This is a genomic window from Chitinophaga sp. (assembly GCF_017745275.1).
Taxonomy (GTDB): Bacteria; Bacteroidota; Bacteroidia; order Chitinophagales; family Chitinophagaceae; genus Chitinophaga.
In genome coordinates this window covers 789,450-814,522 of record NZ_JAGHZS010000001.1, presented here as the reverse complement: position 1 = coordinate 814,522, position 25,073 = coordinate 789,450, and the positions used below count along the sequence as shown (strand labels likewise).

Below are 25,073 nucleotides of genomic sequence, written 5' to 3'. Positions count from 1 at the left end.
AGGGTTTTATTAATGCCTGCAAGTTAATCAATAAAATATTTTAGCAGGCCGGCCTTTTATGGCATTGAACATTCGGCCATATTTCTTGTTTTTGCCATTGTTATGAAGCCATATGCCCTGTTTCTGTTATTATTATTTTTCGGGAGATGTTTGCCAGCACAGGATACCACTGATCTGTGGAAAAGAGCCAGGTTGAATCCTAACCTTGGCCAGCATAAATACCTGGAGCTAAAGTTCCACTCCGGCTCCCATTTATATAATGGGGAAGAGCTGAAAATTGCGCTGGATGATGGTTACCGGTCGGTAGAGCTGCGCATGGGCTGGCAATCCAGTGGCAACAAAACCTGGCAGCGCGTGTTTAATTATCCCAGCTATGGTCTCGGTTTTTACACCGGAGATATTGGCAATCCCACTATCCTGGGAAACCCCAGCGGGATATACGGTTTCTTTTTTGTGCCTTTTCATCGCCGGAAAATCAACGACTTTGAGCTGGGACTATCCCTGGGCCTGACTTATGACCTAAACCCCTATGACTCCAGCAAAAATCCTCTCAACGATGCCATTGGCTCCAAGGTGGATGTTTATTTTAATCTTAGCGCCAGTGGAGTGCTGAAAGTTTCGGACGCCATTGATTTCCTTTATGGAGCAGATATCACCCACTTTTCCAATGGCCGTACACATACGCCCAACCTGGGATTAAATATGGCCGGCCTGCATGTAGGAATACGCTACCATTACAATATTATCCGCGGTATTGTAATACAACAAATTGATCCTACATACAAGGCGCCACGAAGACCCACCTTTGTGAAACAACCGGTACCACCGCCGCGGTTGTATAATGAAGTCAGTGCTACCGCTGCCTTTGGCGTAGTACAAACTCCCAGCGATGAACACCTGCAAGCCTTTTATGGTACCGCTTCCCTGATATTTGACTATAACCGCCGTATCTCCCACATGAGCAGCATCGGCGGCGGACTCGATGGGTTTTATGATGGCTCCCTGGGCTGGACTTATCATAAGTTATATACCAACGTAAGCACCACGGATAAAATGCTGATGGGCTACCATGCCGGCTATACGTTGCATGTGAAAGACTTTGAAATGAAGGCCCAGTTGGGTTCCTATGCCTGGAAGCGTAATAATGAAAAAGGAAATTACTTTATGCGGATAGCCTTGCGTTATAATATAGGCAGGTATGGCTTTATACAGGTAGCACTTAAAACCATGGATGGTGGTGCAGCCGACTGGATTGAATGGGGTGGGGGCGGAAAGATGCGCTGGTAAATGATCCTGGCGCCCGCTGATATAGGGCGCCAGGAAAGATATTTATTTTACAATTGGCAATATCACACTGGAAGGGTGCTGTGCATCGTGATAGATGCGGATAGTTGCTTTTTTGAAGTCTTTATCTGTGGCTTTGTAAATATCCATGAACTGCTGCGGATTGCGGTCAACCAGTGGGAACCAGCTATTTTGTACCTGTATCATAATACGGTGGCCTTTCTGGAAGGTATGGGCCACGTCCGGTAACGTGAATTTCACGTTGGTAGGTTGATCAGGAACAAATGCTTCCGGTGTTTCGAGGCTATTGCGGAATTTGCCGCGCATAATTTCTCCGCGTACCAGCATCTGGTAACCACCCATTGGATAGGTAGAAGACGGAACACGGCGATGTTCCGTGCTGGCATCTTCTTCATATTTAAAATCGTTCGGGAATACATCAATCACCTTTACAATGAAGTCCGCATCGGTAGTGCTGATGCTGGCGATCAGGTCAGCTACCACCGGACCTGCCAGGGTAACATCGCTGGTAAGTTCTTCACTTTCAAATACGGCAACATCTGGTCTGCGGGAAGCAAAGCGCTGATCGTCGGTCATGTAGTTGATAGTACGGTTGAAATGTACATCCTCTGTATATGGAACAGGTTTCGCGGGATCGCTCACATATTCACTAAAGTTGTTGCTGCCGGCTGGTTTGGTGAAATCAAGCTTGCCATTATCCTGCAGGTAGATAGGTGTTGGCGACATATCTGCAGGAGGCCATTTAGGTAATTGTTTCCATTTGTTTTCGCCGGTGAAGAAGATGGTGGCTTCTGCTATGGCAGGTGCCTGTCCTTTACCTTTCAGGTAATAGTTGAAGAAAGGAATTTCGATGTTGCTGGTATAGTATTCAGCGGTATTGCTGCCGAAGCGTACGTTACCCAGGTGAGTACCATCATTGGATGCCCATTGACCATGATACCAGGGGCCCATTACAAGGCGGTTATTGGTAGCCGGACTTTTTTCTTCGATGGCTTTATAAGTGTTCCAGGCGCCGAAGCAATCTTCTGCGTCAAATACGCCGCCAACTACCAGCATGGCTGGTTTTACATTTTGCACGAAGTTGCGTACGTTACGCGCTTTCCACCAGCTATCGTAGGTAGGATGCGCATACATCTCCTGCCAGAAAGTAACGCTGTCACCGATAATTTTGGAGAAGTTAGGCAGTGCGCCGGTTTCCAGGTAATACTTATAATTATCGCGGGTGTAGTATTGGATGCCTTTAGGCCCTACTGTTGTTGGTTTCGGATGTGGATGATCGAAAACGGTGTAGAAAGAAAAGGCATCGGAGAGAAAGAACGCACCGTTGTGATGAAAGTCATCTCCTACAAACCAGTCAGTAACAGGAGCCTGTGGGCTCACTGCCTTTAAAGCAGGGTGGTTGCTCAGTGAAGCCATGGTAGAGTAGAAGCCGGGATAGGAAATACCCAGTACGCCTACATTACCGTTGTTGCCGGCGAGATTTTTCACCAGCCAGTCGATGGTATCATAAGTATCACTGGCTTCATCGATGTCAGTCTTCCCTTTCTTGGCCGGGTTAAAAGGACGTACATTCACAAACTTACCTTCACTCATCCAGGTACCTCTCACATCCTGTACTACCAGGATATAACCTTCTTTCATGTAGTTGTTGAAGTACGTATTGTAATACGGACGGAAATTTTTTTCGCCATAAGGAGCGCAGGAATACGGAGTGCGCGTCATCAGGATCGGATGTTTTTCTGATTGATCCTTGGGCAGGTAAACGGCGGTAAACAATTTTACGCCATCCCGCATAGGGATGTATACTTCTTTTTTGGTGTAGTGTTCATACATCCAAAGGGAGTCCTGGTTAACAGCTTTACACACAGCGGGTATCAGAAATAGCGCGGTGCAGGCCAGTAGCAGCCATTTTCTCATAAACGGTTTATTTAAGATTTAGATTGGGGGCTAAAATAATGCAAAAATATGGATGACTGGTGGGTTATATGGGGAACGGTTATTGGCCCAGTTTTTCCCGCTCTTTTTTAGGCAAGCTGGCAACTACCAGGTTGTAGGAATTTTTTATCCATTCCAGTATCAGCTTGTTGGAGATGCCGGAATGTACATCCACGGTATTCCAGTGTTTCTTATTCATGTGATAGCCGGGGATAACGCCTTCATAGCGTTCACGCAGTTCTATGGCTTCTTCCGGATCACATTTCAGGTTGATGGAATGGAAATCTTCTATGCCACTGAGGGCAAATACTTTACCACTTACTTTATATACCAGGGTTTGATCTCCGAAAGGAAATTCTTCTGTCACACCGGGAAGTGAAAGGCAATATTCCTGAAATTGGGCGAGGGTCATGATGAAAATGATTTACTGATTTTTGAATGCAGATTGGCTGCATACAAAAGTCTGTAAATTTTGGCATATCTGGTAAGATCTGTTACTACAGTTTGATGTACGTAAAGACGGTACTTGATCGTACGGTATCTCCGGGTAAAGTCTTATATTTCAAAGTTTGCTCTTCCAGCAAGTGGGTGGTAGCGTTGTATTTATTTTCAAAGAGCATTTCGGTGATATACGCGGGATCTCCTCCGGAGAGATAGTTGATGCTCATTTTAGTGATATTATGTTTGCTGGGTAACATAAAGTAGTCGGCTCGTTCTGAAAGTTCACTAACGTATGGGTTATGCAGAAACAGCCAATAGAAAGGGTTAGGCATAGAATCATATTCAAAAGTAGCTTCCGACTTGGAAAAAATATTATCTCTACCGGCAAACTTGGTCGTAATCCGCTTCACGAGGTCGCCATTTTCATAGATATACTCGAGATCAACGATAGGACGACTCCAGAAAATTGGAAGTCCGGTATTATTATACTCATATTGGGCGGTATCGTAAACCGTTGGGCCAGCTGAAATCCAGCGGGTATAGCGCATTGATTTTTGGCCAGCCCATACAATAGAGTCATAAGAAACAGGCGTGATGTTATCTCCCCGAAATCCGTTATTATAGATAATTCTTCCCTGCTCATCATAATGCTGTTGGTTAGACGCGTAAAGTCCTTTTTCATTGCCCATTCCAACAGATGTCAACTGGTATTTGTTGTTATAGTTGAAGGTCATACTCAGGATATATGGTGAGTTGGATACAAAGGTCGCGGTCTTTATCAGGTAGCCGTCATTTGGAACTGTTGGTTTAACAGGATCGTTTTTTTTTCGACAGGCGATCATAGACAGTAGCGATACAATTGCGAAACATTTTAGGGCACCATTTTTTTTAAATACAAACATAGGCTTACTTGTAAAAGTGTTATTTGGGATATAAAAGTCAGTTCAATACAAGATACGGGGCAGGTAGAGATTAACAAAATAAAATAGTCCTGTACGTTAGTAAACCAACGCACAGGACCCGGCACGTGAAAAACGATCAATTATTTCTTATTAATGCTGATGATTACACGGGAATAACGGGCATACGTAATCTCTACTTCCTGCCCGGCACGATAGCCTTCCAGTGCACCACGCATCCAGTAAAACAAACGTTTTTTCTTATTCTCCAGCAGGATCATAATGTTGGTTTGTGAATCATTGTTTTCCAGGTACACTGCTTCCATTGGCGCCTGCAAAGTACCTTTCTGTAAAGAAGTAAGATCCTTTTTAATTGCCCAGTAACGGATGTCAGTTACTTTAATGAGGGCAAATACAAGCGCTATCACAAAAGATAACAACCATACCCAGAACCAAAGGTTCTTGAACGACAGGAGCGAATCATCTGCATCACCCATCGTGTTGTGAGTATACAAATATATTTGCGGGATGATGGCTGCTACCAGTAATAAGCCAAAACCAATAAGGGCAAATTTGGTCAACTGTTGCTTGTTTCTCTTCAGCGCATCCTGTAGTAAAAAGTGTTCTTCAGTAGTAATAAAGGTGTAGTCGGACATAGTTATTGTATGGTTTTTCAGTAGGCTAATATAAAGATAAACAATTAATTAATTAATATTATATATATAATTTTTTCTTCAGTGATTATCATTTTGCTTATTTACAGCAGTTTGGGGATAATATGTGTTAAAATATTATTACATATTTAGGGAGATAGATACCTCCTCAGTTATTTATTTCTTCGGGCTTATTAACGTATTCATAATTTATTTATGTCGCGCAGAGTGAAAATAGTTACCTAATTTGCTCCCCTTATTATAACCCATCTGTTTTTCTACCCCATTGTATCATAAAACAACAATCGTGAAAAGGATTTTTTTATTCGCCGCCGCCCTGCTTTTGATCAGTATCAACAACTACGCACAGGACACGGCCCAGCTAATTGTAGAAGGAAGGAAAAACAGCGCTACACAACAAACCAGGCCTTATGTTATTATGATCTCCATTGATGGATTTCGCTATGACTACGCAGAAAAATATAACGCCACGCATCTGCTTCAGTTATCCGGGGCAGGCGTACGCGCTACCGCTATGCAGCCATCTTTTCCTTCGCTCACCTTTCCTAACCACTACTCACTGGCCACCGGCTTATATCCTGCGCATCACGGCCTGGTAGATAATCTATTTTACGATCGTAAACGCGATGCAGTATACAAAGTTGGTAACCGCGACGCCGTGGAAGATGGCACCTGGTACAACGGCGTACCATTATGGGTACTCGCCGAAAAACAGCAAATGCTGAGTGCCAGCTATTTCTGGGTAGGCACGGAAAGCGCCGTACAAAATATAAGACCTACTTATTACTTTAAATACCAGGAAAAAACAGGTATCGACCAACGTATTCAACAAGTGGTGAACTGGCTGCAGCTCCCGGAAGATCAACGCCCGCACCTTATCACTTTCTACTTCCCCGAAGTAGATCACATGGGACATAAATACGGCCCGGATTCTGACAGCGCACGCAACGCCGTTCAATTTGTAGATGCCGCCATTGGCAAAATGGTTGCCGCCGTGAATCAACTACAGCTGCCGGTAAATTTCATCGTGGTATCTGATCATGGTATGCTTGCAGTAGATACGGTAAATACCCTCAAAATCCCCGACGCGCCTGAACTACAACCGCTGAAAGTAATGCCGGGTATGGAAAAGGTAATGTACTACGGTAAAAGCGAAACCGAAATAAAAGCCGCTTATACCTATCTCAAAACACATGAAAATCATTATACCGCTTACCTGAAAAATGAAACGCCGGAAAGATGGCACTACGGCCAGGAAGATGTGTATAACCGCATCGGTGATATTATCCTGTTGGCAGAAGCGAATTACGCTTTCGATACCAACGGTAAAAAAATGCATCCCGGACATCACGGATACGATAACAACCTCACCAACATGAATGCCATATTCATGGCCTGGGGACCCGCTTTCAAAACCAATACCCGCATCGCCACTTTCGAAAACGTACATGTGTACCCGTTAGTAGCAAAAATATTGGGACTGGATATTACGCAGCCAATTGATGGTAAGCTGGAAGTATTGGAACAGCTGTTAGCCCCCAGCTTTTAGCTCAGCCAATGCAGTAAAGATCATATAACATTAAAAAAGCGGAGAGCATATTATATGCTCTCCGCTTTTACTAATAGCTAGTAGCTAAAAGCTAATAGCTGTTTCTTACACTGTTGCCTCCTCATATGCACTTGCAGGTTCGCAGGTACAAATCAGGTTCCTGTCACCGAACGTATTGTTGATACGGCTTACAGAAGGCCAGAATTTATTTGCTTTCACATATTCCAGTGGGAATGCTGCCTGTTGACGGCTGTATGGACGGGTCCATTCGTCAGCAGTGATCACCGCCTGGGTATGTGGTGCATTTTTCAGTACGTTGTTTTGTTTATCTACAGCGCCTTGTTCTACCGCAGCAATTTCAGCACGGATAGCCAGTAACGCATCGCAGAAGCGATCCAGTTCCCCTTTATCTTCACTTTCGGTAGGCTCAATCATGACAGTGCCTGGTACCGGGAAGCTCATAGTAGGAGCGTGGAAACCGTAGTCCATCAAACGTTTTGCTACATCTTCCGCTTCAATACCAGCAGATGCTTTAAACGGACGGAGGTCTACAATGAATTCGTGTGCGCAGGTGCCGTTAACACCAGTGTACAGGATATCATATGCTTTTTCCAGTCTTGCCTTCATGTAGTTGGCATTCAGGATCGCGTATTCAGAAGCTGCTTTTACACCATTGAATCCAAGCATACGGATGTAAGCGTAAGAGATGAGCAGGATGCTGGCAGAACCGAATGGTGCAGCAGATACTGCATTGGATGGTTTGCCATCATTCAGCGTAACGTGGCCTGGCAGGAATGGTGTCAGGTGTTTGGCTACGCAGATAGGGCCCATGCCGGGACCACCGCCGCCATGAGGAATAGCGAAGGTTTTGTGCAGGTTCAGGTGACATACGTCTGCTCCAATCAAACCAGGGGCAGTTAAGCCTACCTGTGCGTTCATATTGGCGCCGTCCATGTACACTTGTCCGCCGTGTTCGTGTATGGTAGCACAAATTTCTTTCACACTTTCTTCATACACACCGTAAGTAGATGGGTAAGTGATCATGATACCAGCCAGGTCTTTGCTATGAGCAGCAGCCTTTGCTTTCAGATCTTCCACATCGATATAACCGTTTTCCAGTGCTTTTACAATTACTACCTTGAAGCCCGCCATTACTGCAGATGCAGGGTTGGTACCGTGTGCACTGATCGGGATCAGTATGATGTTACGGTGGCCCTGGCCAATGCTCTTCTGGTATTCACGAATCACCAGCAAGCCGGCATATTCACCCTGTGCACCACTGTTAGGTTGCAGGCTGCAGGAATCAAAACCGGTAATTTTGCTCAGGTATTCACCCAGTTCGTTGGCCATTTGTAAATAGCCACCCACCTGGTTTTTAGGAGCAAAAGGATGCATTTTGCTCCAGTGTGCCCAGCTTAACGGAATCATCTCAGTAGCTGCATTCAGTTTCATGGTGCAGGAACCCAGGGAGATCATGGAAGTATTGAGCGACAGATCCTTATTTTCCAGCATCTTCAGGTAACGCATCATCAGTGATTCACTGTGATGACTGTTAAACACGATGTGTTGCAGGTAAGGAGAAGTACGCTGTAAATCTGCTGCAATACCGGTAGTACCGTTAGATACTTCTGCTGCGTCGGTTGTGCCGGCGCCAAATACATGCAGGATATCGTTGACATCAGCCAGTGTAACGGTTTCGTCCAGTGAGATACCTACATTACCATTGGCAAAATAGCGGAAGTTAATGCCTGCAGCTTCTGCGGCAGCTTTAATATCCACATTTTCCACCACGATGGTGTCAAAGAAGTTGTTAGCTACCAGTTTCAGTCCTTTCGCTTTCAGCTTGCCGGCCAGGGTATTGGTCAGCAGGGCAACGCGGGTAGCAATATTTTTCAGGCCTTCCGGACCGTGGTATACTGCATACATGGCAGCCATGTTAGCCAGCAATGCCTGTGCAGTACAGATGTTGGAAGTAGCTTTTTCACGTTTGATATGCTGCTCACGTGTTTGCAGCGCCATACGCAGTGCACGGCCACCATTGGCGTCAATGCTCACACCAATGATACGGCCCGGGATGGAACGTTTGAATTCATCTTTTACAGAGAAGAAAGCTGCATGCGGACCACCAAAGCCCAACGGAACGCCAAAGCGTTGCGCAGAACCAAAAGCAGCATCAGCACCCATCTCACCGGGAGAAGTCAGCAGGGTCAGTGCCAGCAGGTCTGTTGCCATACCTACAAATGCACCTACTGCATGTACGCTGTCTATGAAAGTACGGTAATCAGCAGTACCTCCTACGTTGTCAGGATACTGGATCAGCGCACCAAAGTAAGATTCATCGAAAGTGGCAGTTTTGTAGTCGCCCACTACTACCTCAATATGCAGTGGGGTAGCACGGGTATAGATAACATCCAGTGTTTGCGGATAAACGTTATTGTCTACAAAGAATTTAGGCCTGGTTACATGGTCATGATCTTTATTCAACGCGTTGAAGAACATGGTCATCGCTTCAGCAGCAGCAGTCGCTTCATCCAGCAGGGAGGCGTTGGCGATAGGTAAACCTGTCAGGTCAGCTACCATGGTCTGGTAGTTCAGCAAACTTTCCAGGCGACCCTGGGAAATCTCCGCCTGGTAAGGCGTGTACTGGGTATACCATCCTGGGTTCTCAAATACATTACGCAGAATAACACTGGGTGTAATGGTATCGAAGTAACCTTGTCCGATATAATTACGGTAAACCTTGTTTTTCAGTGAAACTTCCTTCAGGTGGCGGAGGTAATCACTCTCACTCATCGCAGCAGGAATAGCCAGCGGCTGTTGCATGCGGATGGTACCCGGAACTGTTTTGCTGATCAGCTGTTCCAGGTTGGAGGCCCCAATGGTTTCGAGCATCTGGTTGGTCTCCGCTTCATTCGGCCCTATGTGACGGTGCACGAATTCATTTTGTTGAATATCAAAAAGATTCATGATGTAAAGCAGGTAATTTGAAATAGAATGCGCAAAGCTATGCAGATTTTAAAGAACAGCCAAACAATCACTGTTGGCGGGGGAAAACAGTGATAAATGAGGAAAAGTTAAAGGATGTATATGTCATACTTTTGTCCAAGTACGAAATACCTATCTTTGCAACAAATGAGCAAAATATTAGAAGACTGGCAACAAAAAGCCCAGGAGAAGCAAAAGGCCAATAAACAGTTCCTGACCAAACTGCAAACCCGCCGTGGTAAAGGGGTGGAGAAACTGTTGCCAGACCTGCATGACGAAGCATTCAGTAAAATCGATTGCCTCGAATGTGGCAACTGCTGTAAAACCATCAGCCCCCGCTTCACCGGCCCCGATATACGGCGCATATCCAAATTCCTGGGCATGAAAGAAGGCGATTTCAAAGACACCTACCTCCGCGTGGATAAAGACGAGGACTATGTGCTGAAGTTCACGCCCTGCCCATTCCTCGGTGCCGACAACTACTGCAGCATCTATGATGCACGTCCCGGCGATTGCGCCAACTATCCCTACACAGATAGCTACGACTTCTTCAAACGCCCAAATATCACCTACGAAAACAGCACCACCTGCCCCGCAGTGTATTATGTGCTCGAACGGTTGAAAGAAGCCATGAAATTGTAGAAAAGCATAAAGCATAAAGCATAAAGCTATTGAGGCGAAAGACCATTGCGGATATTAATTCGCTTTGATCATTCGCCTCAATAGCTTTATGCTTTCTGCTTTCTGCTTTCTGCTCCTACGGTTTCAGATCCAGTTTCCGCATAGCCGGCGAAATCACATAAGTGGTAATCACCACACCCAATGTCACACATCCGCCAAATACTACTGAAGGCACCAAACCAATGGCCCTGGCCATAAAGCCACTCTCAAACGCTCCCAGCTCATTGGAAGAACCCACAAACATAGAGCTAACTGCTGCTACCCGTCCACGCATGTCGTCCGGCGTTTTCAGTTGCAGAATAGTTTGACGTATAATCACGCTGATACCATCCAATGCCCCACTGATCAGCAAAGCAAAGATAGACAGGTAAAAGCTGGTAGATAACCCAAATAATATAATTGTTAATCCGAAGCCGAAAATCGCCGCCAGCAGCTTAATGCCGGGTTTATTTACCAACGGCTTATGCGCCAGTATAAACATGGTGATCAACGCGCCTACCGCGGGAGCAGATCTTAATAATCCATAACCCAGTGATCCCACATGCAGTACATCAGTGGCAAATGCAGGTAACATGGCCACTGCACCACCAAACAGCACCGCAAACATATCCAGTGCCATAGCATTCAATACCACCTTGGTTTTCCATACAAACCGCATCCCCTCTGTTAATCCCGTTACAAAACTTTCTCCCCTCGATTTGTAATAGATAGGCTTGGGCTTTATGTTCAGCAAACTATATAACGGCGCCAGGAAGATGAACACCACAATCAACATAGACCAGTGAACACCAAACCAGTGAATAAATAATCCTCCCAACGCAGGGCCCAACACACCACCTACCTGCCACGCAGAACTACTCCAGGTAGAAGCGTTGGCGTATAACTCCCGCGGTACCAGCAAAGACATTAAGGTGAAATTAGACGGACTGGTAAATGCTCTCACAATACCACCCAGGAATACCAGCAGATAGATCAGGTTCAATACCCAATGCCTGGAAATGCCTGCTACGGCCTGATCCCAGGTTAGCAGAAATAATCCCGAACTGATAAAAAGATAGGCAATCACACATTTGAGCAACATGCCCCGTTTTTCTCGTTTGTCGACCATGTGTCCCGCAAATGGGGATAATAATACCGCCGGAATTACTTCCGACAAACCAATTAATCCCAATGAAAAAGGGTCTTTGGAAATTTCATATACTTTCCACTCAATAATCGCAAACTGCATGGCCAGCGCAAATACAAGCGCAAAGCGGATTACAAGGTAGTAATTGAATTCCGGAAAGCGTAGCGAAGCGTATGGGTCGTTCTTTTTCGGTGTCGTTGTGTCCAACCTGATGAGTTTTGTACGAAGATACAAAATAGCAGTTAGCGATTAGCTTCTAGCAGTTAGCTAAGGCATCCAGGACTACATATATAATTTCCGCTGCATTGCTAACTGCTAAAAGCTAATCGCTAATAGCTATCTTTATTCTGCATCAATACTGCAGCATCATGAAATATCTATTGCTCGCATTCTTCTTATTGGCTGCCTGCACCGGCAGTGACGCCAAACAAGAGCCAGCAGCCCCGGTTCATAAAGCGAAGCTACAGTTGGTAACAGATAAATTCCTGTCTCTCGTAAACATGGCAGTACCTGGTGATGGCTCCGGCAGGTTATTTTTTTGTCAGAAAGAAGGGAAAGTATGGATCGTACAGCAAAACAAAACGTTGCCCACTCCCTTCCTGGATGTTAGCCACGATATGGTGAGCATAAATCCAGGATATGATGAAAGAGGACTGCTGGGAATGGCCTTCCATCCTGAGTTTCGGAGCAATCATAAATTTTATGTGTACTATAGCGCGCCCACTGTGAAAAATGGGTTTAACCATACCAGCCGTTTGGTGGAGTTTACTACGGCGGCCGGCAATCCAAATATCGCTGATCCGGCTTCCCGCCGCATTTTGCTGGAGGTAGATGAACCTGAATCCAATCACAACGGAGGCCAGCTGCAATTCGGCCCCGATGGTTATCTCTACATCGGATTAGGCGACGGCGGCGGTGGTGGCGATAAACACGGCACTACCGGCAACGGTCAGGACCTGCACACCTTACTGGGCAAAATATTAAGAATAAATGTCGATGGTACACCTTATACTGTCCCGCCGGATAATCCTTTTGTCAACCACCCCGACGTACGCCCGGAAATATGGGCCTATGGCCTTCGCAATCCATGGCGGTTCTCTTTCGACCGGAAAAGTAAGCTGCTTTTCGCAGGAGATGTAGGACAAGATAAGTATGAAGAAGTGGATATTATCATTAAAGGTGGTAATTATGGCTGGCGGATACTGGAAGGGTATCACGACTATAACGTTCCTCCGGGTGCAGATAAATCCCAGTTCATCAAGCCTATCCATGAATACGACCACGATCTGGGGATAAGTATCACCGGTGGCTACGTGTACCGCGGCGCCGCCATTCCTTCCCTGCAGGGATTGTACGTTTTCGGAGACTATAATGGAAAAACTTTTGTGCTGGAATCAAAAGGGAATCAATGGGAACGGGCGCCACTACAGTTGTCAGGCCTTCCTAATGGCAATATGCAACTACTCAGTTGGGGAGAAGATGAACAGGGAGAGCTCTATGCCCTCACCAGCACTTCCGGCAACGATGGCTTCCACGGAGCAGTGTATAAACTGGTGAAAGAGTAGCACCAGCAACATTCCAGGTGTCTGCACCGTTATATAACGGGTACCGTATAAACGCGCCGGAGTGCGGAATTTCAGGTATTTTCCGCCGCATATCTCTCCCAGCACCCGTTTGGCCCAATTTTTTGTTAAAAGGAATAAATTACACCCCCAACGGGTGATTTTATTTTATATTTGATTTGATAACGTTTACGTTCAATTGAGATACATATGAGACTGAAAGTGATTATACCGGTAGTGCTGCTTAGCATCTCCGCAGGCGTGTTGGCTTTTAATAAGCTGGGCCATAACGAAGACCCTCCGGGCCGTTATGAGGTGATCATGAACCTCGTGGGACAAATGCTGAAAGAAGGACATTACCAGCCCAAAGCCATCGATGATAAATTTTCCACCGAAGTTTTTAATAAATACCTGCGTAGCCTGGACACGGAAAAGAAATTTTTCCTGAGAACAGATGTGGACAAATTATTACCCTTATCCACCCATATTGATGATGAACTGAAAGGAGCGCCCATCGATTGCTTCCGCAGCATCAACACCCTCATCAAACAACGGGTAGCAGAAGCCGCCACTATTTACCCGGAAATTCTGGCTAAACCATTTGACTTCACCGTAGATGAGAAGGTAACCCTCGATCCTGATAAGATTGACTATCCCGCAGATGAAAATGCAAGGAAAGAAGCCTGGCGCAAAGTGTTGAAATACCGCACGCTGGAGAAGCTGACCGACCTGCAGGAAATGCGTGAGAAAGATAAAGGAAAAGATACCGTGAAAGTGAAAACTGACGCCGAACTGGAGGCAGAAGCACGCGTAAAAGTAAAACAACTGTACGACCGCTATTTTGAACGTCTGAAAAACAGGCAAAATGATAACGATCGGTTTAACCTGTATGTAAATGCCATTACCACTACCATGGATCCACATACCGACTACTTCCCGCCTGATGAAAAACGCGCGTTCGAAGAACAAATGGCCGGTAAATTTTTTGGTATCGGGGCACAACTGAAGGAAGAAGGCGATAAAATCCGCGTGGTGAGTATCGTAACTGGTAGCCCAAGCTGGAAACAAGGCCAGTTAAAAGCCAACGATGTTATCCAGAAAGTAGCACAAGGTAACGCTGAACCGGTAGACATCACCGGCTACCCTGTAGAAGATGCCGTGAAACTGATTCGTGGTAAAAAAGGAACTCCTGTTAAACTGACGGTAAGAAGTGTAGATGGTACTACAAAAGATATTACCATCGTTCGTGATGAAATTGTAACGGAGGAAACTTTCGCTAAATCCGCTATCATCAACGGACAACATAAAATTGGTTACATCTACCTGCCTGAGTTTTATGCCGACTTCAACGACCGTAACGGCGCCCGCAGCGCAGAAGACGTTGCTAAAGAAGTAGCCAAACTGAAAGCGGAAAAAGTAGAAGGTATTATCCTGGATCTCCGCTTTAACGGCGGTGGCTCGCTGCAGGACGTTGTACAAATGGCCGGCCTGTTTATTCCGGAAGGCCCGGTTGTACAGGTGCGCTCCAGAGGCGGCGAAGCAGTGGTATTACGCGATCGTGATAAAAATGTACAGTACGAAGGCCCGCTGGCAATCATGGTAAATGAATACAGCGCTTCCGCATCTGAAATCATGGCCGCAGCTATGCAGGATTACAAACGCGCCGTTATCATCGGTAGCACACAAACTTTTGGTAAAGGTACCGTACAACGTCTCTTCAACCTGGACGACTTCTATCCGGTGAAAGATGGCGGCAGCCTCGGCGCCCTGAAACTGACCCAACAGAAATTCTATCGCGCTAATGGCGGTTCTACTCAACTGAAAGGTGTAGCTTCTGATATCGTATTACCAGATCCATATTATGAAGTAGCAGAACGTAAAGACTCAGATGCCCTGGCATACGATGAAATTCCACGCGCTCCATTCAATGCCTGGTATAACCCGGTAAATACAGAGTCGCTGAAAAGAAATAGTGAGAAGAGAATGGCTACCAGCCCCGCTTTCAAGCTGCTCAACGAAAACCTGAACACGCTGAAAAAGCTGGAAAAACAGGAAACTTACTCATTGAACCTGCAAACGTATAAATCAGAGCAAAAATCAAATACTGCTGCCCTGAAGAAATATGACGCGGTAAATGATAAAGTGAAAGAACTGAACATCATCAATATCAAATCTGATATGGATAAGTTTGGAGGAGATTCTTCTAAAATTGCCCGTAACAAAGACTGGCTGAAGATCAGAACAAAAGATATTTACCTCGATGAAGCTGTGAACGTAATGAATGACCTCATTGTACAGTCACTGCCTAAGATGCAACGTAAAAATCAGTAGTAACCACCGGTTAAAAGATAAAAGCGAAAGGAGATGTACACTACATCTCCTTTCGCTTTTATTATGCTCCTGAAGTAGTTTGGGGAGATGGGAATAACATCGTTATTCCCATCTCCCCAAACTATTTATAATGCCGGTCAAAACATTGAAATAATAACCGGGGAAACCGGCAGCATCTAATGAATGCCGTCTTTCCAAAATTCCTTAATTCTTCTCTTTTTCTACTACTTCCAATGCTTTCTTCACTACAGGATCCGCTGCATTGATAGCTTCATAATAGCCTTCTGTTCTGAACAACTGGCGGGCCAGCATCGCTTTGAGGCGATTGCGGATTTCCACTTCATCCTTTGCATTCAGGTGATCCAGGCCAGGTACGCTGTCTTTTTTAGCATAGGTTTTAAAATCATCCATCAGTGCAGGAGTGGTTTGGAAGTTTTTGGCAAAAGTGGCGGCGTCTTTATAAGGACCAAATACTTCTTTGTGGCTGGTGTAATACTGGTAGGCAAAGTTGCTGAACGTATTACGTGTATAAATGGCCGTGAGGGTAGGTGTAAAGCGGGAAGTATCAAACGGCATGAAAATATCCGGTGTAATACCGCCACCACCGTAAACGCGACGGCCGGAAGCTGTTTTATAAGGAACGGTATCTGTGATCTTGATACTGTCTTTATTCACCATTTCACCATGATGATAACGTTCTGCAATATCATCATCATAGTCCAGACCTTTACCATAAGGCTTTTGGATACTTCTGCCGGAAGGTATATAATAACGGGCAACAGTCAGGCGCAGTGCCCCACCATTGTCGAGGTCATATTGTTCCTGTACCAGGCCTTTACCGAAGGTACGGCGGCCAATGATAGTTCCGCGATCCCAGTCCTGTACGGCACCTGCAAGGATTTCGCTGGCAGAAGCAGAACCTTCATCGGTGAGGACAGCCAGGGCGCCCCTTTCAAACATGCCGGGGCGTTTGGTTTTATAATCTGTTCTTGGAAAGTCTTTCCCCTTGGTGTATACAATCAGTTTCTGATCTTCCAGCAGCTCATCGGCGATGCGGGTGGCTGCGTCCAGGTAACCGCCTGGATTTTGCCGGAGGTCGATCACCAGTTTCTTCATGCCCTGTTTTTCGAGGCCACGGATGGCCTTCATAAATTCATCGTAGGTGGTGGCGGAGAACTTGCTGATCTTGATATAGCCTACTCCCGGCGCAGCCATGTAGCTGGCATCTACGCTGTATAAAGGAATCACGCCCCTGGTAATAGGAACTTTCAGTTGTTGCTGTTGTCTTAATATGACCGTGTTCACGATGGAACCTGCCGGACCACGTAATAATTTGCGGATTTTATCCGGGGTGATGTTGTTGCCGGCAATGAGGCTATCGTTTACTTTCAGGATTTTATCGCCGGTTTGGAGGCCCGCACTTTCAGAAGGACCGCCACTCAGTACACTGATTACATTCACCGTATCTGCGGTGATATTGAATTCTACGCCGATACCCTGAAAGTTGCCTTCCATATCTTCATTTACCCGTTGCAGTTCTGCCGGTGGTATATAGATAGAGTGTGGATCCAGGTGAGCGAGGATGCCTTCTATAGCTTCCTGTTGTAAATCGTCGGTATTGAGAGAATCTACATATTTAGCTTTGATCAGGTCCATTACTTCCTGTAAGGGCCCCCGGTTAGGTTTGTTAAAAAATACAGTGGCGCCTCCATTGTTCGATCCCGGCATTTTGTGACCAAGGAACATGCCCAGGGCTAATACAACTGCAAAGAGAAGAGGTAAAAAAACATTCAACTTCCTGTTAGACATAATCAGATTATTATCCCGCTAATTTATATGACCAATCTTTATCCATGTAGTATTGGCACCTGGCGGAAAGCAAACTGCCGCATACATGTATCATCATCCTTTAAAGTTCAAAGGGGGCTATTTGTTTATATGATACCCTTTTGTTTAAATTGTGACAAAAATAGCATAAATCAGGTGCAAACTTTTAGGATTCTTTAATTTCATAAATAACCGGATATGGGTGCTGGAATAAAGTTGATAGCAGACAGCGGATCTACCAAGACAGAATGGGGGGTGCTCGGTGCAGATCAGCCGCTAACGTTGAATACACAGGGGGTAAGTCCCTATTTTCAAACAGCGGAACAGATAAAAGCCATCCTGGATACAGAGCTGGCGCCTCAGTTGCCTGCCGGCAGCCATGTGGATGCTGTGTATTTTTACGGAACGGGTTTGTCGCAGCCTAAAAATATCCAGCTCGTGTCCGACGCCATAAAAGCCGTATGGCCCGATGCCGTGGCGGATATACAGCATGATCTGATGGGGGCAGCACGTTCCTTATGCGGGCATGAAGCTGGCGTTGTCAGTATTTTAGGTACCGGTTCCAATTCCTGTTATTATGATGGAGAGAAGATAATAAAGAACAACCCCGGCCTGGGCTACGTACTGGGCGACGAGGGCAGTGGGGCCTACCTGGGCAGGAAAGTGCTGCAATACTACCTGTATCAGAGTTTTGATGAAGACCTGCTGGCGCGCTTTGATTATAAATACAATACCAACAAAGACGAGATCCTGGAAAACGTATACCGCAAACCGTTAGCGAACCGCTACCTGGCCGGATTCGCCACTTTCCTTTCTGAGAACCGTGAACACTTCATGATCCAGAACATCCTGGAAGATGGATTGAACGATTTCTTCTTTAATCATATTTACAAATACCGCGAAAGCTGGACTACCTCGCTGCATTTTACCGGGGGCATAGCCTGGCATTTCCGCGACATCCTCCGTGAGCTGTGTGAGCTGTATGAGCTGCCAATGGGAAAGGTGCTGCGCACCCCTATGGAAGGCCTGGTAGAGTATCATCGTTAATCATTTTCAACAAAATAAAATATGGCATTTATAAGAGTAACGGAACAAACATCCCACTATCGTCACCTGGAGAAAATGAGTGTAAACGAGTTGTTGGTAAATATGAACCAGGAAGACCAGACGGTTCCGTTGGCCGTAGCAAAAGCAATTCCGCAAATAGAAAAACTGGTCACTGCCGTGGCCGATAAAATGCTCGCCGGTGGACGCCTGTTCTATATGGGCGCAGGTACCAGCGGCCGTTTGGGTGTGGTGGATGCATCAGAATGCCCGCCTACCTTTGGCGTGCCACAAGGCCTGGTAGTAGGATTAATTGCCGGTGGCGACTCAGCTATCCGCAAGGCCGTGGAGTTTGCAGAAGATGACCGCCAGCAGGGCTGGGCTGATTTGCAGGCGTATAATATTACCGATAAAGACGTAGTAGTAGGCATCGCTGCCAGTGGCACCACACCTTATGTAATTGGTGCATTGAACGAATGTCGTCGTCATGGAATCGTTACCGGCAGCATCAGCTGTAACCCGGATACGCCGGTATCTGCAGCAGCAGATTTCCCGGTTGAAGTAGTAGTAGGTCCGGAATTTGTGACCGGAAGTACACGCCTGAAAAGCGGTACTGCACAGAAGCTGGTATTGAATATGCTTTCCACCGCTGTCATGATTCAACTGGGCAGAGTAGAAGATAATAAAATGGTGAACATGCAACTCAGCAACGAAAAGCTGGTAGACCGCGGCGTAAAAATGCTGATGGAACAGTTGTCGCTCACCGACTATCAACAGGCACAGGAACTGCTTCTAAAGGCTGGCAGTGTAAAAAAAGCGGTGGATGATTTTGAGAAAAAATGATTTAACCTGACCTTTGGTCATTGATAAACCAGGTATGCATAACATAGAGCCATATTACAATTGGCGGCACTTGTACGCTGCAGAGGAAGATGAGTATTCTCCTTTCTATGGAAGAGAATACAGTGAATTTGAATATTCCAACTCCGTATATAATTATTATATACATCCGCAATGGGATGAATTTGGTTCACGTAACCTGTATATGAAAATCCTGTACACGGATTACCAATTCAACTTTACTATCATAGAATTATTGGGAGAATGGAATGATGCCATTGATAATGATATCATGACCCTGAAGCGTAATATCATTGATACGCTGATTGCACAAGGGATCACGAAATTCATCCTTATTACGGAAAATGTGATGAATTTTCATTCTTCAGATGATTGCTATTACGAAGAATGGTGGGACGATATCCGCGATGAGGGCGGATGGATCGTTAGTTTGAATATGCCTATACAAACCCGTGAAGAGTTTGAAAAGGCGCGGCTGCATCATTATGTACATTTATTGGATGATGATAAATGGCGAACATATCAGCCAATGCATCTGTTTAATATGGTGGATAACATCATGCTGAAGCGCTTAGAATGATATTAAATTTTCAGTAAAAAATGAAAGATAATCATTCTGAATATATTGATTTTCATTTGATAATATATTTTATCAAATGTTTATGCATATGAAAACCTGATAAATATCATTTTTTTTTATTTTTCCTGCGTTAAATTTGCGCGACATTTCAATCATCTTTTTATACTAGGAAGCTTAGAATTTTACTTATGAAGTGGTCACAGTTCTTTAATACCTCTATCGGTAAGAAGTTATTGGTAGGTGCTACCGGCTTGTTTCTTTGCAGTTTCGTGATCGTACATCTGGCGGGAAATTTCCAGTTATTGTACAACGACGAAGGCAAGGCCTTTAACGCGTATGCCGCGTTCATGGGACATAACAGCCTGATTCAGTTTATTGCCTGGGGGCTGAAAATTGTGATCATACTGCACGCCTTTATTGCGTTACAGCTCACATTCAGCAACAGAGCTGCCCGTCCGGTGAAATATGCCATTAATCCGGGTAATCAAACATCTTCCTGGTTCAGCCGTCAGATGGCGATCATGGGAAGCATTCTCCTTGTTTTTATCGTTATTCACCTGGTGAATTTCTGGGGACAATTCCACTATGGTACTTTACCTACCCGTACTTACGAAGGAAGCGTGGAACCATTAAAGGATCTGTATGCCTTATCTTATGAAACCTTCAAAAATGGATGGTTGGTTGCATTGTATGTAATTGGTATGATCGGCTTATCCTTCCACCTGATCCATGGATTCAAAAGTGCCTGTCAGACCTTCGGTTTAAATCACAAGAAATACAACGGCTTACTCAGCTTTATCGGTATCTGGCTGTTTGGAATAGCAATCCCTGTTGGCTTTGCTATCATTCCCGTTTATATTTATTTCAAATAATTCTGTAAAGTAAGGATATATGTTTGACGCAAAAATTCCTGCCGGACCATTAAATTCCAAATGGGAAGACTACAAGGGACATTGTAAATTGGTAAACCCTGCCAATAAGCGTAATCTGGAAGTGATTATCATTGGTACTGGTTTGGCTGGTGCATCCGCAGCGGCTTCATTAGGCGAGTTGGGATATAAAGTAAAAGCATTCTGCTTTCAGGATAGTCCGCGCCGCGCACACAGTATTGCCGCTCAGGGTGGTATCAACGCGGCCAAGAATTATCAGAACGATGGTGACTCCGTTTTCCGTTTGTTCTACGACACAGTAAAAGGTGGTGACTACCGCGCACGTGAAGCAAACGTACACCGTTTGGCAGAAGTGAGTGGTAATATTATAGATCAGTGCGTGGCACAAGGTGTTCCCTTTGCACGTGAATACGGTGGACTGTTAAGTAACCGCTCTTTCGGTGGTACACAGGTACAACGTACTTTTTATGCTGCCGGCCAAACCGGTCAGCAGTTGCTCCTCGGCGCTTACTCCGCACTGGAACGCCAGGTAGCATTGGGTAACGTAACGATGTACAATCGCCACGAAATGCTTGACATCGTGAAAATTGATGGTAAAGCACGTGGTATCATTGCCCGTGACCTCATCACCGGTGAACTGGAGCGTCATTTCGGCCATGCAGTACTGATCTGCAGTGGTGGTTATGGTAACGTGTTCTTCCTGTCCACCAATGCAATGGGCTCTAACGTAACAGCCGCCTGGAAAGCAACCAAGAATGGTGCTTACTTCGCGAACCCTTGCTACACACAAATTCACCCTACCTGTATCCCCGTTTCCGGCGATCACCAGTCGAAACTGACCCTGATGTCAGAATCACTGCGTAACGATGGTCGTATCTGGGTGCCGAAGAAACAAAACGATACCCGCAAAGCCAGCGATATTCCTGAAGAAGAAAGGGATTATTACCTGGAAAGAAGATATCCTGCATTCGGTAACCTCGTTCCCCGTGACGTGGCTTCCCGTGCAGCAAAAGAAAGGTGCGACGCCGGCTATGGCGTAGGTACTTCCAAACAGGCCGTATACCTCGACTTCGCCGCTGCCATTGAACGCTATGGTAAAGTAGAAGTGGGTAAACGCCAGATGGGCAACGTATCCAAAGAAGAAATCATTAAGCTGGGTAAAGAAGTAGTAGCCGAGAAATATGGTAACCTGTTTGACATGTACGCCAAAATCACCGGTGAAAATCCTTACGAACAGCCAATGCGTATCTACCCTGCAGTACACTATACCATGGGTGGACTTTGGGTAGATTATGAACTCAGCACTACCGTTCCTGGTCTGTATTCTCTGGGAGAAGCCAACTTCTCTGATCACGGTGCTAACCGCTTAGGTGCATCTGCATTGATGCAGGGGCTGGCAGATGGTTACTTCGTTATCCCTTACACTGTAGGTAACTACCTGGCAGATGAAATCCGTACCAAAGCGATTCCTACTGACCATCCTGCTTTCGTGGAAGCAGAAAACAGGGTTAAAGAAACCATCAATAAATTATTCGCTGCCAAAGGCACCAAATCTGTTGATTTCTTCCATAAAAAACTGGGAAAAATCATGTGGGACAAATGCGGTATGGCACGTAACGAAAAAGGATTGCTGGAAGCCATCGAAGAAATCAAAGCACTGCGTGCTGAATTCTGGAAAGATGTACGTGTACCAGGTGAAGCCAACGAATTTAATCCTGAGCTGGAAAAAGCCGGCCGTGTAGCCGACTTCCTGGAACTGGGAGAATTAATGTGTATGGATGCACTCAATCGTCGCGAATCCTGCGGTGGCCACTTCCGTGAAGAATCTCAAACAGAAGATGGGGAAGCACAACGTGACGACGCAAACTTCAGCTATGTGGCTGCATGGGAATACAAAGGCGAAGGCAAGTATGAACTGCACAAAGAACCACTGGTATTCGAAGAATGTAAACCTACACAACGTAGCTACAAATAATGGTTATTGGCCGGCTGCGTAACAGCTGACCAGGATTATAAATCAAATAATTGTCCAAGGTATATGGAACATTATAACATGAACCTCACATTAAAAGTGTGGAGGCAGAAAAACAAAAACGATCAGGGTAGATTTGAAACTTTACAGGCTAAAAACATTTCTTCTGAAATGTCTTTCCTGGAAATGTTTGACGTGGTGAATGAAGAACTGATCAACGAAGGAAAAGAGCCCGTTGCTTTTGATCACGATTGCCGCGAAGGTATCTGTGGTATGTGCTCTATGCACATCAATGGCCGCGCACACGGTCCATGGGATGGTACTACTACCTGCCAGCTGCACATGCGCGCTTTCAAAGATGGTGATACCATTACCGTAGAACCATGGAGAGCAGGCGCTTTCCCGGTAGTAAAAGACCTGACTGTAGACAGATCTGCATTCGACCGCATTATTGAAGCAGGTGGTTATATCTCCGTGAACACCGGTAATGCCCAGGATGCTAACTGCATCCCGGTTGATAAAACCAAAGCAGACCTCGCATTTGCTGCTGCTGCCTGTATTGGTTGCGGTGCCTGCGTTGCCGCTTGTAAAAACTCTTCTGCGATGCTGTTTGTATCTGCAAAAGTATCTCAACTGGCATTGCTGCCACAGGGCCATCCTGAAAAACAATCCCGTGCACTCAACATGGTGGCGCAAATGGATAAGGAAGGTTTTGGTAGCTGTACCAATACCGGCGCCTGCGAAGCAGAATGCCCTAAAGAAATTTCCCTCACTAATATCGCCCGCCTAAACCGGGAGTTTATTAGCGCTGGTTTTTCTTCCGAAAAATAATATTCGTCGTATTCTCTATAAAAGCCTTTCCGGTAACGGGAAGGCTTTTTTTTACCTGCATTTTCCGCTTATCCTTTGAAATTTATCTTTTTAAAATTTTTAACTAATATGTGGGATCGATGAATCCCTTTTTAAAATAAAACCATATGTCTGAATCACGTAGGAAATTTATAAAACACGTAGGTAGCACCGCCGCACTGCTGGGGATTGGCCAGTTAGCAGCGATGGCAAAAACACCGGAACAAGTACAGTTGCTGCAGCCAGAAAAAAGAATCTCTCCAAATGATAAAATACGCATCGCCTGTGTGGGCATGGGCATCATGGGATTTGGCGATGTAGACGCCGCACTCAAAGTGCCCGGTGTTGAGTTTGTAGGTGCCGCCGATTTATATGACGGTCACCTGGCCCGCGTAAAAGAAGTATACGGTCCCAAAATATACACCACCCGCGATTACCGCGAACTACTGAAAAGAAAAGATATAGACGCTATCATTGTGGCCACCCCCGACCACTGGCATGATACTATTGCTATAGACGCTATGGAAGCCGGTAAGGCGGTATACTGCGAAAAACCGATGGTACAGCAGATTGAAGAAGGCCATAAAGTGATTGCTGCGCAACAGCGCACTAAAGCTGTTTTCCAGGTGGGTAGCCAGCGCGTTAGCAGCGTGGCCCTGGCGGAAGCCCGTAAACGTTACCAGGCCGGTGAAATCGGCCGGTTAAACGTGGTAGAAGCAAGGATGGACCGCCATAGTGCATTAGGTGCCTGGCAGTACTCTATTCCCACAGATGCGTCGCCTGCTACCATCGACTTTGATACCTTCCTGAAAGATACAGCCAAACTGCCTTTCGACCCGGTACGCTTTTTCCGCTGGCGCAACTACAAAGCCTATGGCACCGGCATCCCCGGCGATCTCTTTGTGCATTTGATTACCGGGCTGCATTTCATCACAGGCTCGCTGGGACCTACATCTATCTACGCCAGTGGCAACCTGGTACAATGGAAAGACGGCCGCGATGTTCCCGATACCGTTGTTGCTATTTTCGATTACCCGGAAACAAAGGAACATCCTTCTTTCCAGATGACGCTCCGCGTTAACTTCGCCGACGGTAGCGGCGGTGGCGAATACACCCGCCTCATTGGCACTGATGGGGTACTGGAAATGGGCTGGAATGATTTTAAAATCAAAAAACATAAGCTGCCTGAAGCTCCCGGCTACGGCGGATGGGATACCTTCAACACCTTTACCAAAGCACAACAGGCTGCTTATGTGGCGCAGTATAACGCCAAATACCCTGCCGATAAAAGAAACACCATCGAAACATCCAGCGCCTATGCAGCGCCCAAAGGATATGATGACAGGGTAGAACACTTTGCCAATTTCTTCGAATCTATGCGCACCGGTAAACCAGTAGTGGAAGATGCCGTATTCGGCTTACGCGCAGCAGGTCCTGCATTGCTGACCAATGAAAGCTATTTCAGCAAGAAACTGCTGAACTGGGATCCTGTAAACATGAAAATAGTGTAAAGAGAATTCGTAATTTGTAGAGCTGTTTGCATTTTACCATACTATTTAAAA

Annotated in this window: 19 protein-coding genes; 12 read left to right on the top strand and 7 right to left on the bottom strand. The window is 45.7% G+C overall.

Annotated features, from left to right (window positions below; all coding sequences use genetic code 11):
• Nucleotides 1–102 precede the first annotated feature (102 nt).
• The gene (locus J7623_RS03155) at nucleotides 103–1,287 is read left to right on the top strand and encodes an acyloxyacyl hydrolase (RefSeq protein ID WP_291917067.1); all 1,185 of its coding nucleotides are present in this window, start codon (nucleotides 103–105) and stop codon (nucleotides 1,285–1,287) included.
• Nucleotides 1,288–1,329: 42 nt separating this feature from the next.
• Here J7623_RS03155 and J7623_RS03150 read toward each other — a convergent pair whose 3' ends face one another.
• The 4 genes from J7623_RS03150 to J7623_RS03135 form a co-directional block, all read right to left on the bottom strand.
• On the bottom strand, nucleotides 1,330–3,222 hold the full coding sequence (locus J7623_RS03150; protein ID WP_291917065.1) for a CocE/NonD family hydrolase: 1,893 nt from the start codon (nucleotides 3,220–3,222) through the stop codon (nucleotides 1,330–1,332).
• 79 nt (nucleotides 3,223–3,301) lie between these two features.
• A complete protein-coding gene (locus tag J7623_RS03145; RefSeq protein ID WP_291917063.1) occupies nucleotides 3,302–3,652 on the bottom strand; it encodes an MmcQ/YjbR family DNA-binding protein in 351 nt (116 codons plus the stop codon).
• Between the two features lie 85 nt (nucleotides 3,653–3,737).
• A complete protein-coding gene (locus tag J7623_RS03140; RefSeq protein ID WP_291917060.1) occupies nucleotides 3,738–4,415 on the bottom strand; it encodes a hypothetical protein in 678 nt (225 codons plus the stop codon).
• Between the two features lie 308 nt (nucleotides 4,416–4,723).
• On the bottom strand, nucleotides 4,724–5,236 hold the full coding sequence (locus tag J7623_RS03135; protein ID WP_291917058.1) for a hypothetical protein: 513 nt from the start codon (nucleotides 5,234–5,236) through the stop codon (nucleotides 4,724–4,726).
• A gap of 304 nt (nucleotides 5,237–5,540) precedes the next feature.
• Between J7623_RS03135 and J7623_RS03130 the strand changes: the two genes are divergently transcribed.
• Complete coding sequence (locus J7623_RS03130; protein ID WP_291917056.1) at nucleotides 5,541–6,803, top strand: ectonucleotide pyrophosphatase/phosphodiesterase; 1,263 nt, start codon at nucleotides 5,541–5,543, stop codon at nucleotides 6,801–6,803.
• Nucleotides 6,804–6,908: 105 nt separating this feature from the next.
• Here the strand turns inward: J7623_RS03130 and gcvP are convergent, their stop codons facing one another.
• Nucleotides 6,909–9,770 (bottom strand): aminomethyl-transferring glycine dehydrogenase, encoded by a 2,862-nt coding sequence (gcvP, locus tag J7623_RS03125; RefSeq protein ID WP_291917054.1) that lies wholly within the window; start codon nucleotides 9,768–9,770, stop codon nucleotides 6,909–6,911.
• Nucleotides 9,771–9,935: 165 nt separating this feature from the next.
• On the opposite strand from gcvP, the gene J7623_RS03120 reads away from it, so the two are divergent.
• Nucleotides 9,936–10,430, top strand: a complete 495-nt coding sequence (locus tag J7623_RS03120) for a YkgJ family cysteine cluster protein (protein ID WP_291917052.1) — start codon at nucleotides 9,936–9,938, stop codon at nucleotides 10,428–10,430.
• Nucleotides 10,431–10,545: 115 nt separating this feature from the next.
• Here J7623_RS03120 and J7623_RS03115 read toward each other — a convergent pair whose 3' ends face one another.
• On the bottom strand, nucleotides 10,546–11,802 hold the full coding sequence (locus J7623_RS03115; protein ID WP_291917050.1) for an MFS transporter: 1,257 nt from the start codon (nucleotides 11,800–11,802) through the stop codon (nucleotides 10,546–10,548).
• A gap of 161 nt (nucleotides 11,803–11,963) precedes the next feature.
• On the opposite strand from J7623_RS03115, the gene J7623_RS03110 reads away from it, so the two are divergent.
• Together J7623_RS03110 and J7623_RS03105 are read left to right on the top strand one after the other, a co-directional pair.
• Nucleotides 11,964–13,160 (top strand): PQQ-dependent sugar dehydrogenase, encoded by a 1,197-nt coding sequence (locus J7623_RS03110; RefSeq protein ID WP_291917048.1) that lies wholly within the window; start codon nucleotides 11,964–11,966, stop codon nucleotides 13,158–13,160.
• Between the two features lie 207 nt (nucleotides 13,161–13,367).
• Nucleotides 13,368–15,488 (top strand): carboxy terminal-processing peptidase, encoded by a 2,121-nt coding sequence (locus J7623_RS03105; RefSeq protein WP_291917046.1) that lies wholly within the window; start codon nucleotides 13,368–13,370, stop codon nucleotides 15,486–15,488.
• Between the two features lie 204 nt (nucleotides 15,489–15,692).
• On the opposite strand, the gene J7623_RS03100 is transcribed toward J7623_RS03105, so the two are convergent.
• Entirely contained in the window at nucleotides 15,693–17,297 is a 1,605-nt protein-coding gene (locus tag J7623_RS03100) for a S41 family peptidase (protein WP_291917044.1), read from the bottom strand.
• 216 nt (nucleotides 17,298–17,513) lie between these two features.
• Here J7623_RS03100 and J7623_RS03095 point away from each other — a divergent pair, with 216 nt between their 5' ends.
• The 7 genes from J7623_RS03095 to J7623_RS03065 all read left to right on the top strand — a co-directional run bounded on the left by J7623_RS03095 (nucleotide 17,514) and on the right by J7623_RS03065 (nucleotide 25,022).
• The gene (locus tag J7623_RS03095; RefSeq protein ID WP_291917042.1) at nucleotides 17,514–18,362 is read left to right on the top strand and encodes an N-acetylglucosamine kinase; all 849 of its coding nucleotides are present in this window, start codon (nucleotides 17,514–17,516) and stop codon (nucleotides 18,360–18,362) included.
• Between the two features lie 21 nt (nucleotides 18,363–18,383).
• Entirely contained in the window at nucleotides 18,384–19,202 is an 819-nt protein-coding gene (murQ, locus tag J7623_RS03090; RefSeq protein WP_291917040.1) for an N-acetylmuramic acid 6-phosphate etherase, read from the top strand.
• Nucleotides 19,203–19,236: 34 nt separating this feature from the next.
• Complete coding sequence (locus tag J7623_RS03085; protein ID WP_291917038.1) at nucleotides 19,237–19,800, top strand: hypothetical protein; 564 nt, start codon at nucleotides 19,237–19,239, stop codon at nucleotides 19,798–19,800.
• A gap of 188 nt (nucleotides 19,801–19,988) precedes the next feature.
• A complete protein-coding gene (locus J7623_RS03080; protein WP_291917036.1) occupies nucleotides 19,989–20,672 on the top strand; it encodes a succinate dehydrogenase cytochrome b subunit in 684 nt (227 codons plus the stop codon).
• Between the two features lie 19 nt (nucleotides 20,673–20,691).
• A complete protein-coding gene (locus tag J7623_RS03075; protein WP_291917034.1) occupies nucleotides 20,692–22,665 on the top strand; it encodes a fumarate reductase/succinate dehydrogenase flavoprotein subunit in 1,974 nt (657 codons plus the stop codon).
• Between the two features lie 63 nt (nucleotides 22,666–22,728).
• Entirely contained in the window at nucleotides 22,729–23,493 is a 765-nt protein-coding gene (locus tag J7623_RS03070) for a succinate dehydrogenase/fumarate reductase iron-sulfur subunit (protein WP_291917032.1), read from the top strand.
• Between the two features lie 146 nt (nucleotides 23,494–23,639).
• The gene (locus tag J7623_RS03065) at nucleotides 23,640–25,022 is read left to right on the top strand and encodes a Gfo/Idh/MocA family oxidoreductase (protein WP_291917031.1); all 1,383 of its coding nucleotides are present in this window, start codon (nucleotides 23,640–23,642) and stop codon (nucleotides 25,020–25,022) included.
• Nucleotides 25,023–25,073: the final 51 nt, after the last annotated feature.